Source organism: Labrenzia sp. CP4 (assembly GCF_001579905.1).
In the GTDB taxonomy this organism is placed as follows: Bacteria; Pseudomonadota; Alphaproteobacteria; order Rhizobiales; family Stappiaceae; genus Roseibium; species Roseibium algicola.
This window is the reverse complement of record NZ_CP011927.1, coordinates 3,296,296-3,307,927: the sequence shown is the minus strand read 5'-3', so window position 1 is coordinate 3,307,927 and position 11,632 is coordinate 3,296,296. Positions and strand designations below refer to the sequence as shown.

The following is an 11,632-nucleotide window of genomic DNA, read 5'->3' as shown; positions in this document are numbered from 1 at the left end:
AACGCCTGACCTAGAAGGCCAGCAATAGCGCCAGACCTGCAATCAGTAACGCTTCGAGTGCGTAGCAGCCAATGAGGATCCTCAAGGCGCGCGAAATATCCTCTGCCCTCGCATCCTTTCGTCCACTCGCATTCAGATACCGGTCATTGACGGTGTACCCCGGATAGATCCGCGGTCCTGCAAGAGCCAGGTTCAATGCGCCTGCCATGGCCGCCTCCGGCCAACCGGCATTTGGCGAGCGGTGCTTGCGGGCGTCGTCCAGAATACAGGCAATGCTCTTGCGAACCGAGCCCCGGGACAAGGGCGCACACAAGGCGATAAACAGCCCAGCCAGGCGCGAGGCGGGCAGGTTGACCAGATCGTCGAAACGGGCAGCCGCCCAGCCGAAGTCGGCATAAACCTCGTTCTTGTGGCCGATCATGCTGTCGGCTGTATTCACCGCCTTGTAGACGATCAATCCGGGCAGGCCGAGCACGGCGAACCAGAAGACGGGCGCCACGATACCGTCGGAATAGTTCTCGGCGCAGGATTCGATGGCTGCCCGCGAGACACCGGCTTCGTCCAGCCGGTTCGGGTCACGCCCGACAATCAAGGAAACCGCCCTGCGGCCACCTTCCAACCCGTCCTTCAACAGGCCATCCCGCACGGCTGCCACGTGACGGTAAAGACTGTTTTGGGCGATAAATACCGCAGCTACGACAGCTTCAAGCACCCTGCCATATGGCAACCACTTCGCAACTGCCTCAATCACGACGCCAGCAAGTCCGGCGCTGACAAGCAGCGCCAGAAGTGTCAGCACGCCGCCGAGCTTGCGTGTCGCCGGTGCGAATTCCGTTTTGTTGAAATGCCGGTCGAACAGGCCAATCAACTTGCCGATCCAGACAACCGGATGCGGCAGACGTTGCCACATCCAGTTGGGGTCACCGATCAGGGCGTCCAGCAACAGCGCGGCGAGAAGCAGCCAGAGAGCGTGGTCGTAAAGCAGCATCCCGGTCCGTCAGACCTCTTTTAGCGCTTCTGCAAGAGCGTCTGTCAGACGTTTGAGATTTTCCGGTCCACCTGGAAGGCCAAAGCGGATCCAGGTTGGTGCGTAGTCGAAGATCCGCGTCCAGATCCTTCTGCGGGCAAGGGCCTCATGCAGGCCTTTTGGATTGCGCAGACCGGCAAGCGCATAGAGAGGGGTGCCGCCGAAGACACTGAGGCCTGCCTCGGAAAGTGCGACTGTCAGGTCCGCCATGTCTTCGATCAACTGCCTGGTTGTCCGATCTTGCCAGGTGCTGTCACGCAGTGCCCTGGCCCCGATTTCCAGTGCCGGTCCGCTGAGGCTCCAGCTGTCCAGCAGGCCGGACATTCTGGAAATGGCGGTTTTTTCGCCTGCAAGAAATCCGATCCGCAGTCCCGCAAGACCGAAGAACTTTCCGAAGGACCGCAAAACGACAACGTTTTCGGTTCCGATGTGCGGCAGCAAGGTCGCGCCCGGTACGACATCGGCAAAGGCTTCGTCCACCACCAGATAACCGCCGCGTGTGCTCAATGTCCGCGCGATTTCGATCAGGCTTTTGACATCTATCAGACGTCCGTCCGGATTGTTCGGATTGACCAGAACCACGATCTTTGCATCAGCGGGCAGGGAGTAGACGCTGGATACTTCGATAGGTGCTCGGCTTTCCCGCGTCCAGGCATCCCTGTGGCTGGTATAGGTGGGCGAGGCGAGAACGACCGGCCCTTCAGGAAGGATGGTCGGTAGAAGCGACAGCAGGACCTGTGTTCCAGGCGCTGCACAGACAGCGAGATTGTCGGGAATGCGATAAGCTTGGCGAGCAGCTGCAATCAGGTGTTCTTCGGCCCCGCGTGCCGGAAGGCTGGTCCAGGTGGACAGCGGCAGGTCGTCAGGCACGGGATAGCTGTATGGATTTATCCCGGTCGATAAATCCAGCCAGTCGTCATGCGTTCCGCCAAAGCGCTCTATCGCAAGGGTCAAATCCCCGCCGTGTTCCATGAAAATGCCTCTTGCAGTTGGCAGGTCGGCCGATCTGCCTTTTGTCACTCATCTAGCCGGTAGAAAGGCCAAAAGTACAGACGGTTCCCGACATGCGTTGCCGCAAGAACGTCCTGCGCATTTGTTCGTCCTGTCCCAAAAGCTGTTATGCGCTGTTGCCTGCCTTTTCAAACATTTATCCGTGTTCGGTACCGCACTTCTATCATTAGGGTGCAAGGGAGGCGGGTACGGCGCAAGGCGACGCAACTTTGGGCGCATTGACAGATCCGTCAAAGTGCAGAAAAAAGAACAAAAGAAGAACAATGTGCACCGAAGGACGCCCTGATGGCAAAGACCAGCCACCATTCACCATTGCAGGACGTGGAACGCGACGCCCTGCTGGCTCAGCTTGCGCTGGCGCGGCAGGCCTTGATCAAGGCGCAGCGCGGCATGCGCCCAAGGTCCGGGCTGTCACGCTCTGCCGCCGCGGTGATAGAGGAGATCGACGAATTTGCCTTTGTGCTGACCGGTTCGACCGAATTTTTTCACACAGACGCTCACGGAACGCCGCCAAGACAACCAGGTTGATCGTGGCGAGGGCCGACCGCACGATTGGATTGATCAAAGCCCTCGTTGTGTCTCGGAAATCAACTGGTCGACAATCCTGTCGAGAATGTCCTGGGGCAGATGACCGTCTTCAGGAATATCACCAGCCAGTTCCAGCTGGCGTTCTGCGGAGGTGCCCCTGGCGGCGATTTCCCTCAAATGGTTCACGTCGGACACGCAGTCAAAATGAACTGCGTCCGGGAGAATGAGTTCAATCAGTTCCTCGATCATGTCCGGAAAGGCTGCCGTTTCGTTGCGGCCGAAATCGATCAGTTGTGCATTTGTGCCGTGTCGTTGTGCCTGCCAGCGGTTTTCCGCCAGGAGAAACCGTGAATATTGCCGCCACCCCTGATTGGCGCGGCGCAACCGATAAAGCATGCGGCACAGGCATCTGAAAGTCGCCGCTATGGCGACGGCGTCGTCAAGCAACGGACAGACATCGGTAATGCGCATTTCCAGTGTCGGAAACCGGTCGGACGGGCGCAGGTCCCACCAGATCTTGGTGGCATCTTCGATGACACCGGCGCGAACGAGAATGTCGACCGTGTGCCGATAGTCGAAGTAACTGTCGAATCCGGGTGGGAGGCCGGTCCGCGGCATTTCGTTGAAAACCGATAAGCGATAGGACTTCAGGCCGGTGTTCCGACCACGCCAGAACGGGGACGAAGTGCTGAGTGCGAGCAGGTGCGGCAGGAAATAGGCGAGCTGATTGAACAGCTCGATGCGCAGTTCTTCGTCTTCGATACCGACATGAACATGCATTCCGCAGATCACCATGCGCTTGACCACGAGCTGCATGGTCCTGGCGATCTCGTTGTAACGTTCCTTGTCTGTGTGCGGCTGGTCCGTCCAGTCGGCGAACGGGTGGGTTGAAGACGCAATCGGCGCCAGGTCGAACACTGCTGCCTCGCGCGCAATGGTCTTGCGGAAATAACCGAGTTCCGTGCGTACTTCCTGCAGACTGGAGCAAACCGGTGTTCCAACCTCGATCTGACATTTCAGAAATTCAGGACTGACCCGTCCTTCGAGGGCCGTTTCGCAGGCCTTGAACAGTTCCGGTGGCGGCGAACTCGCCAACATGCGGGTCGATCTGTCGACGAGGAGATATTCTTCCTCGACGCCAATGCTGAAACTCGGTTCCTTCATGCAGGCAGCTTCCGTGCTGTTGCAGCGTTCGGTCAAGGCAGGATAAATGCGGATGGAGCACCTGAGAAACGATCGACACCCGGATCCTTGCCAAAAACTACCAGATGTTACCCGCGCCAGGCGTATAGGCAGCACCCATCACCGTGTTCGCCTTGACGATGTCGCACTCAAGAATGCCGGAAAATCTGGCGATTGGAGTGCTTGTCTCGGTCATGCTGGCAGAAACCTTGAATTTGCTGCCGGCCGAGATCTCGACAGTGTCCATGCCCTGGATGAGCACGCTTTTCGGCGCACTGATGATGACATCCTGGTTCTGTAGCGAAATCACGCTTTCCAGATCAGCTATTCGGTTTTCCAGGTCATTGATGCGCTGGCGCAAGGCTTCCACAAGAGCCGCGGTATTGTCGCTCGCGGAAACCGCTTGCGGTGTCTTGCGCGGCCGGGGCGGTTCAACGCGTTTCATGGTTGATGTCGTGATCACTCGCGCCGGTTTGCCTGGCGCTGGCGGACTTCCACCTGGTGTTTTCATGGCACATCCCCTTTTTCAAGGCTTCTGGACAGAAGCTAACATGACGCAAGGGAAAGATGTAGCATCGGCTTCGTTCAAGACAACGAACGCCTGAAAACATGCAATGATCTGAAAAAGTGTCTGGAGGCCCCGACCGGAATCGAACCGGTGTACACGGATTTGCAATCCGCTGCGTCACCACTCCGCCACAGGGCCCCTAGGTGGTGTGCCGCGCCTTATCAAACAGTTGCGCGTTTTGGTCAAGCCCTGTTTTCAACGTCGTACACATTTCCACCGTTGCCGATTATCGATCTGAGGAAAGCCATGAGTTGCTGCTTATTTTCCGTAGAATCCGGGTGCCATCGCAGGATCTGCTCGCGCGCATACTTGTCAGGCAGCCTTTGCATCGCTAATGAACGTTTCTCAAGAGGCGCCGGTAATCCGGCATGTCAAAGTGAGGGCCGATATGACGGACTTTAATCAGTCCCGCCGCAAGATGGTGGATAACCAGCTGCGCACCAACGATGTGACCGATCACCGGATCCTGGACGCAATGGAAGTGGTGCCGCGCGAGCGCTTCGTTCCCGCATCCAAACGTGCCGTTGCCTATATCGACGAAGATCTGCCGATTGGAGCAGTTGAAACCGGCCGCATGCTGATGAAGCCGCATATTTTCGGAAAGCTGGTTCAACTGGCGGATATCCGGGAAGGCGATGTCGTTCTGGTCATTGGAGCTGGCACCGGTTACAGCGCTGCAGTCGTTTCCAAACTTGCTGCTTCCGTCGTGGCTCTTGAGGAAAATCCGGACCTTGCCAAGACGGCAACCGAGGTTCTGGTCGATCTCGGCATCGAAAATGCGGTTGTCGTGGAAGGCGCACTGGCAGCAGGCTATTCTTCCGAAGGCCCTTACGACGTCATTTTCGTGGACGGAGCCGTGGAGGTGCTGCCAAAGACTCTGACTGACCAGCTGAAGCCGACAGGACGTCTGGCAGTGATTGAAGGACGCGGTGGTGCTGGCGTCGCCAAACTCTACCAGAAATCGGGTTCTGCGGTGAGCAGCCGATTCGGTTTCAATGCCTCCGTTAGCGTGCTTCCTGGCTTCGACAAGGCTGACGAATTCGTTTTCTGAGCGATCAATTTGGTCCAGACTGACAGAAACCCGCCGAATGATGGCGGGTTTTTGCTTTAAAAGCGGAGAAATGGCTTAACGCAGCGATAACTTGTTGCCATTAAGCCGCACTCGCGGAAATTCGCAATTATCCGCTCTCAAACGGTTGAAGAATAACACCCATCAGTTTACTCAACAGGATCAAGTAGGTTGACCCGGAAGGAGTGTGGGGTGTCTGGTCGTTCAACTCTAAAAGTTTTGACCATTGCTATTGGCCTGTTGGGTGGCGTTTCCGCCACCGCCTTGACCGGTGCCTCCCTGTCTCCCGCTGATGCTGAAACCATCAGAGAATCGCTGGCGCTTGCCTATTCGAACAATCCCACCTTGAACGCGGCGCGTGCGCAGCTTCGTGGTGTGGATGAGAATGTGCCTCAGGCACTGACGGGCTGGCGGCCAACCGTGACAGCATCCGCAGCGGCCGGACGCCTCGCAGCCGGGGCCGACTCGGCGATCGACTATCGCAACAATGCGTCGATCTCGCTGACGATCAGTCAGACCCTGTTCCGCGGCTTCCGGACGATCAATTCCACCCGTCAGGCAGAAGCTGTCGTGCGTGCTCAGCGTGAAAGCCTGATGTCGACGGAGCAGGATACGCTGCTGGATGCGGCAACGTCCTACGTGGATGTGATCAGGGATACGGCTCTGGTATCGCTTCAGCGCAGTGACCTTGCCTTCCTTCAGGAACAGGTAAGAGCCGCACGTGACCGGTTCGACGTAGGTGAGGGTACCCGGACGGACGTCAGCCAGGCAGAAGCCCGCGCTGCCGAAGCCCGCGCCAGCCTCAACACCGCGATGGCCAACCTGAATACAAGCCGCGCCATCTACCGTCAGGTGATCGGCGTTGAGGCACGCAGCCTGTCGGCCGATACGTCGATCAGCCGCTACGTTCCCAAGTCCATTGACGAGGCGATGCAGCTGAGTGAAACACATCAGCCGTTGATCCGTCAGGCGCAACACCTTGTCGATGCCGCCATTTTCAACACCAAGACGATCGAAGGCGAACTTCTGCCGACCGTCACCTTGGATGGCAGCATTTCCAGATCGTGGAACCCGTCTGCAACGACCGACTACAGCGATAATGCGCAGATCTTCGGTAACGTCAGTATTCCGCTCTATCAGGGTGGTGGCGTGTCGTCGCGTGTGCGGCAGGCCAAGGAAGAACTGGGCCAGACCCGTCTGCAGCTGGATGTGGCGCGCGATCAGATTCGCGCCAACGTCATTTCCGCCTGGGGTAACTACCAGGCGGCAGAAGCTTCCATCGTTGCAGCCCAGGCCGCTGTCGAAGCACAGCAGCTGGCTCTGGAAGGCGTTATTGAAGAGCAGCGCGTCGGTCAACGCACCACGCTCGACGTTCTTGACGCTCAGCGCGAACTGGTCATTCAGCAGTCCAATCTCGTAACAGCGCAGCGCAACCGGATTGTCAGCGGATATCAGCTGGTTGCTTCGATTGGCCGGTTGGACGCTGAATCACTTGGCCTCAACGTTGCCCGCTACAATCCGAAGCAGCATTACGAGGCTGTGCGGGACCAGTGGTTTGGTCTGCGCACTCCGGATGGCCGGTAAGAAACTGGTAACTTATATTCTTCACGATGGCGGCTGACGGTCGAAAGATCTTCAGCCGCTTTTGTTATTCGGCTGAACATCCTGACAAATTTACGAAGGATGACGTGAAACGCCTGGCCGAATTCCACCCTTGATCGGTAATTCCCGACTAAAAAGGGGATAAGGCGATGCTTCGGGGCGCGTTCACTTTGCGCGTTTCTTATTGACCCGCATAATTTCGGTTAACGAATCATTTTGATGGAACAGACTGTTCCTGAGCGTAGCCGGTAAGTACGGGGGAAGTCATGGCGCAGGCGAAGAAGGCTGATGAGCCGTCGATGGAGGAAATCCTCGCGTCGATCCGCCGAATCATATCCGATGAGGACTCCCAGGGAGCCGAAGACGGCGAAAGCGGCAGCAGCGAACCCGTAGAGACACCAGTAGAAGAAGAGGCGGCGGACGATATGGGCAATGCCTCCGAAATGTCCCAGGACGATCTCGACAAGCTGTTCGACATGAGCAGCGACGATGATGAAGACGACCTTCCGGTAGAAGATGACGACGCGGATGACATGGCTGCGGCCATGGCTGCGGATGCCGAAGAAGACGAAGGCGAAGACGTTCTGGAGCTGACCGAGGAACTGGCGATTCCTGACGATGATGCGATGGACATTGTCGAAGGAATGGCAGAGGACCTGGACGGCGACGAAGGAGACATTTCCTTCGCGGCTCCACCTGCTCCTGAATTTGACCCCGAACCGGAACCTGTTTTCGACCCTGAGCCTGTGATGGCCGCTCGGCCGGTGCCTGACGATTTGCCGAATGTGGCGGACGATGCCCCTCTGACATCGCAGAACACCGGTGAAGCCGTTCACGCGGCATTCGACAACCTGTCGAACATGTTTGTTGGCTCGCAGGCGCAGACTGTTGAGGAGCTGGTCAAGGAAATGCTGCGGCCGATGCTGAAGGCATGGCTGGACCAGAACCTGCCTGGCATGGTCGAGCAGATGGTTCAAAAGGAAATTCAGCGCGTGACGCGCCGGCGCTAGGCCGGATTTGTCCGAAGATTTCAGTCAGGGGATGTCAGATGGCATCCCCTGAATTCGTTTCTGGCAATCGCTGAGCACATATTCTGCCATTCGCAGCCTTGGCAAGCCTTGCGGATTGAGCCGTTAGCGAACGCATCCCTCAGAAAAGACAGGGTCTGTCGGTCCAAAATGATGGAATTGCCCTTTTCAAGAGGGCGTCCGAGCACCAGTGCAATATCAGCGGCCGCTGTCCGGTCCCTGTTGCGAACGCTTTCATTTCGACAATGGCACCCCGGTTCGTCCAACATTGGCTGGCACAAGGTGTCAGGACCTTCTACCAGCTCAATGGGTTCACCTTCATTCAGGCGCTGAACGATTGTGCTGTAATTTTGGACAAAGGCCGGCGTATAGCCTTTGCCCAGATAGGTCAGCATGCAAAGCAGGTGGTGTGGACGGATTGAAACGGTCATGACCCGCTTATCGCAGCAAACGTCATTCAACCCAAGTTCTGATCGGCAGACCGGTACTTCACCTATCAAAAGCGCTACTGGGCAGCAGGTTTGCCCCGCATAGGCGGTTGACTTGCGGCAGCGCATCCGATTTACACGGTGCTTCACGAAAATCGAAATTCATTCTCCCATTGAGTGACCCTGATGCTGGATAAGACCTACGATGCGGCCAGCGTTGAGCCGCGGATTTACGAAACCTGGGAAAAGGCGGAGGCCTTCAAGGCCGGAGCTGGTGCCAAAGAGGGTGCAGCCTCCTTTTCCATCGTAATTCCGCCACCGAACGTAAACGGTTCGCTGCACATGGGGCACGCTCTCAACAACACGCTTCAGGACATCCTGATCCGCTGGAAGCGCATGCAGGGCTTCGACACCCTTTGGCAGCCGGGCACCGACCATGCGGGGATCGCGCTTCAGATCGCTGTCGAAAGACAGATGGCCGAACGTGACGAGCCGAGCCGCACAGAGATCGGCCGCGAGGCATTCGTACAGCGTGCGTGGCGCTACAAGGGAGAAGTCGGCAGCGCGATTATCGCTCAGCTCAAGCGTCTTGGCGCATCATGCGATTGGTCGCGTGAGCGGTTCACCATGGACGAGGGCCTGTCGGAGGCCGTCCGCAAGGTTTTTGTCGACCTCTACAACGAGGGCCTGATCTACAAGTCCAAGCGGCTCGTCAACTGGGATCCGAAGATGGAGACAGCCATTTCGGATCTCGAGGTCGAGAACATCGAAACCGACGGACACATGTGGCACTTCCGCTACCCGCTTGCCGGTGGCGCGACCTATGAATACGTCGAGAAAGACGAAGAGGGGAACATCACCCTTCGCGAGACCCGTGACTATATTTCGATTGCCACGACGCGGCCGGAAACCATGCTGGGTGACGGTGCCGTCGCCGTTCATCCGGACGATGAGCGTTACAAGCCAATTGTCGGCAAACTCTGCGAAATCCCGGTCGGGCCGAAGGAACATCGCCGTCTGATCCCGATCATCACCGACGAATATCCGGATCCGGATTTCGGCTCGGGGGCGGTCAAGATCACCGGTGCACATGATTTCAACGACTATGGTGTCGCTCAGCGCAACAAGATCCCGATGTACCGCCTGATGGACACCAAGGGTGCGATGCGCGCCGATGGTGCGCCTTATGTCGAAGAGGCCGCCAAGGCCCAGGCGATCATCGATGGCGCAGAGATGACCATTCAAGAAGTCGATCTCATCAACATCGTTCCGGACGATCTGCGTGGACTTGACCGGTTCGAGGCGCGCAAACGCGTTATCGAACAGATCACGGCGGAAGGTCTGGCAGTTACGGCGCCGGCGGATCATCCGGACGTCGCCTGGATGAAGGGGCAGGCCCCTGAATGGAACACGCTTGGCCGGGCCGTCGTTCGTCCGCTGGAGGAAGGCGTGGAAGCGCCGGAGCGGTTGCCGCTGGTCGAATCCAAGAAGATCATGCAGCCGTTCGGAGACCGCTCCAAGGTCGTCATTGAGCCGATGTTGACGGACCAATGGTTTGTCGATGCCAAGACACTGGCGGCTCCCGCCCTGAAAGCCGTTCAGGACGGCACGACCAAACTCATTCCCGGCAACGCCGACAAGGTCTATTTCAACTGGCTCAACGACATTCAGCCCTGGTGTATTTCCCGCCAGCTCTGGTGGGGCCATCAGATCCCTGTCTGGTACGATGAAGATGGCAAGGAATACTGCGCGCATTCCGAGGAAGAGGCCGTTGCAATGGCAGGCGGCAAGGCGCTGACGCGCGACGAGGACGTCCTGGACACGTGGTTCTCCTCTGCGCTCTGGCCGTTTTCGACGCTTGGTTGGCCACACAAGACGCCGGAACTCGAGCGCTACTACAAGACGGATGTGCTCATCACGGGTCTCGACATCATCTTCTTCTGGGTTGCCCGGATGATGATGCAGGGCATTCATTTCATGGACGAAGTGCCGTTCCACACGGTTTACTTCAACTCGATCGTTGTTGACGGCAAGGGCAAGAAAATGTCCAAGTCGACCGGCAACGTGATCGATCCTCTCGATCTGATCGGCCGTTTCGGCGCCGATGCCACCCGGTTTGCGCTTGCGAGCCAGGAGGTTCAGGCCCGCAGAATGCTTCGGATGTCCGACCAGGCAGCCGAAGGCGGTCAGCGCTTTGCCACCAAACTCTGGAACGCTGCCCGGTTCGCCGAAATGAACGGCTGTGCCCGGATGGAAGGATTCGACCCGGCAGCAACCAATCACACGCTCAACCGTTGGATCGCAACGGAAGCAAGCCGCTGTATCGCCGAGGTGACCGCGGCACTCGAGGACTTCCGGTTCAACGATGCATCCGGTGCTGCCTATCGGTTCACCTGGAACACGTTCTGCGACTGGTACCTGGAACTCGCAAAGCCGATCTTCAACGGTGATGATGAAGCTGCCAAGGCTGAAACCCGGGCAACGGCAGCATGGGCGTTGGACGAAATCCTGAAGGTTCTGCATCCGATCATGCCGTTCCTGACGGAAGAACTGTGGGAGCGTCTCGGAGACGAAGGCAACGCGCATGATGGCTTGCTGATGCTGACTGCCTGGCCGGAGCCCAAGGTTTCCGATGAGGCTGCGGCTGGTGAGATCAACTGGCTTGTCGATCTGATTTCCGAAATCAGATCGGTTCGCGCGGAAATGAACATTCCGGCAGGTGCGAAGGTCTCCGTGGTCGTCGCAGGGGCCAGTGAACAGACCAAGGCCCGGCTCAAGACCCACGAGTCTGCCATTCTTCGTCTGGCAAGGGCAGAGACCGTTTCCCTGGCTGATGCAGCTCCCTCCGGAGCGGCCCAGATTATTGTTGGCGAAGCCACGGTCTGTCTGCCACTCGCCGGGGTCGTCGACCTTGGTGCAGAAAAGACCCGACTTCAGAAGGAAGCCGGCAAGCTGGAAGGTGAGATCTCGAAGATCGAGAAGAAGCTTTCCAACCCGGCATTCGTTGCAAAGGCCCCCGAAGAGGTTGTTGACGGCGAACGCGAAAAAGTTGCCGAATCCAAGGAAAAGCTGGAGAAGGTCCAGACGGCGCTCGGTCGTCTGGCGGAAATCGGCTAGATCATTTCTCGGCCCGGAACGAGCTTTGTCTTTTCCGGGCCGCAATTCGGTGCTAGCGCCGCATAAAAGAAC

At 57.7% G+C, this 11,632-nt stretch carries 10 protein-coding genes and 1 tRNA gene; 5 read left to right on the top strand and 6 right to left on the bottom strand.

The features are described 5' to 3' along the window. Positions 1-10: 10 nt before the first annotated feature. The gene (gene cbiB, locus ACP90_RS15330) at positions 11-988 is read right to left on the bottom strand and encodes an adenosylcobinamide-phosphate synthase CbiB (RefSeq protein WP_062488825.1); all 978 of its coding nucleotides are present in this window, start codon (positions 986-988) and stop codon (positions 11-13) included. A 9-nt stretch (positions 989-997) separates the two neighbouring features. Then, positions 998-1,999 carry a threonine-phosphate decarboxylase CobD gene (cobD, locus tag ACP90_RS15325; protein ID WP_062488824.1) on the bottom strand — a complete coding sequence of 334 codons (1,002 nt, stop codon included), beginning with the start codon at positions 1,997-1,999 and terminating at the stop codon, positions 998-1,000. Between the two features lie 324 nt (positions 2,000-2,323). Here cobD and ACP90_RS15320 point away from each other — a divergent pair, with 324 nt between their 5' ends. Further along, positions 2,324-2,566, top strand: a complete 243-nt coding sequence (locus ACP90_RS15320) for a hypothetical protein (RefSeq protein ID WP_031268556.1) — start codon at positions 2,324-2,326, stop codon at positions 2,564-2,566. A gap of 33 nt (positions 2,567-2,599) precedes the next feature. Here ACP90_RS15320 and ACP90_RS15315 read toward each other — a convergent pair whose 3' ends face one another. From ACP90_RS15315 to ACP90_RS15305, 3 genes are all read right to left on the bottom strand, one after another. After that, positions 2,600-3,730: a carboxylate-amine ligase gene (locus tag ACP90_RS15315; protein WP_062491674.1), complete on the bottom strand. Its 1,131-nt coding sequence runs from the start codon at positions 3,728-3,730 to the stop codon at positions 2,600-2,602. Positions 3,731-3,827: 97 nt separating this feature from the next. After that, positions 3,828-4,193, bottom strand: a complete 366-nt coding sequence (locus ACP90_RS15310) for a hypothetical protein (protein ID WP_022998757.1) — start codon at positions 4,191-4,193, stop codon at positions 3,828-3,830. Between the two features lie 187 nt (positions 4,194-4,380). Next, positions 4,381-4,454 (bottom strand) — tRNA-Cys (locus ACP90_RS15305). Positions 4,455-4,704: 250 nt separating this feature from the next. On the opposite strand from ACP90_RS15305, the gene ACP90_RS15300 reads away from it, so the two are divergent. The 3 genes from ACP90_RS15300 (at position 4,705) to ACP90_RS15290 (ending at position 7,997) form a co-directional block, all read left to right on the top strand. Then, a complete protein-coding gene (locus ACP90_RS15300; protein ID WP_062491672.1) occupies positions 4,705-5,367 on the top strand; it encodes a protein-L-isoaspartate O-methyltransferase in 663 nt (220 codons plus the stop codon). A gap of 210 nt (positions 5,368-5,577) precedes the next feature. Continuing rightward, positions 5,578-6,969, top strand: coding sequence for a TolC family outer membrane protein (locus ACP90_RS15295; protein WP_228148040.1), 1,392 nt, complete (start codon positions 5,578-5,580; stop codon positions 6,967-6,969). Between the two features lie 284 nt (positions 6,970-7,253). After that, on the top strand, positions 7,254-7,997 hold the full coding sequence (locus ACP90_RS15290; protein ID WP_022998753.1) for a DUF2497 domain-containing protein: 744 nt from the start codon (positions 7,254-7,256) through the stop codon (positions 7,995-7,997). A gap of 20 nt (positions 7,998-8,017) precedes the next feature. Here ACP90_RS15290 and ACP90_RS15285 read toward each other — a convergent pair whose 3' ends face one another. Next, a complete protein-coding gene (locus tag ACP90_RS15285; RefSeq protein ID WP_062488822.1) occupies positions 8,018-8,446 on the bottom strand; it encodes a DUF1284 domain-containing protein in 429 nt (142 codons plus the stop codon). 183 nt (positions 8,447-8,629) lie between these two features. Here ACP90_RS15285 and ACP90_RS15280 point away from each other — a divergent pair, with 183 nt between their 5' ends. Then, a complete protein-coding gene (locus tag ACP90_RS15280) occupies positions 8,630-11,560 on the top strand; it encodes a valine--tRNA ligase (protein ID WP_062488821.1) in 2,931 nt (976 codons plus the stop codon). The last annotated feature ends 72 nt before the right edge of the window (positions 11,561-11,632 follow it).

Bases quoted from the DNA above. Each gene is read 5' to 3' on its own strand.
- ACP90_RS15310 (WP_022998757.1), bottom strand. From the start codon at position 4,193: ATGAAACGCGTTGAACCGCCCCGGCCGCGCAAGACACCGCAAGCGGTT.
- ACP90_RS15285 (WP_062488822.1), bottom strand. From the start codon at position 8,446: ATGACCGTTTCAATCCGTCCACACCACCTGCTTTGCATGCTGACCTAT.
- ACP90_RS15280 (WP_062488821.1), top strand. From the start codon at position 8,630: ATGCTGGATAAGACCTACGATGCGGCCAGCGTTGAGCCGCGGATTTAC.
- ACP90_RS15290 (WP_022998753.1), top strand. From the start codon at position 7,254: ATGGCGCAGGCGAAGAAGGCTGATGAGCCGTCGATGGAGGAAATCCTC.
- ACP90_RS15315 (WP_062491674.1), bottom strand. From the start codon at position 3,730: ATGAAGGAACCGAGTTTCAGCATTGGCGTCGAGGAAGAATATCTCCTC.
- ACP90_RS15300 (WP_062491672.1), top strand. From the start codon at position 4,705: ATGACGGACTTTAATCAGTCCCGCCGCAAGATGGTGGATAACCAGCTG.
- cobD (WP_062488824.1), bottom strand. From the start codon at position 1,999: ATGGAACACGGCGGGGATTTGACCCTTGCGATAGAGCGCTTTGGCGGA.
- cbiB (WP_062488825.1), bottom strand. From the start codon at position 988: ATGCTGCTTTACGACCACGCTCTCTGGCTGCTTCTCGCCGCGCTGTTG.
- ACP90_RS15320 (WP_031268556.1), top strand. From the start codon at position 2,324: ATGGCAAAGACCAGCCACCATTCACCATTGCAGGACGTGGAACGCGAC.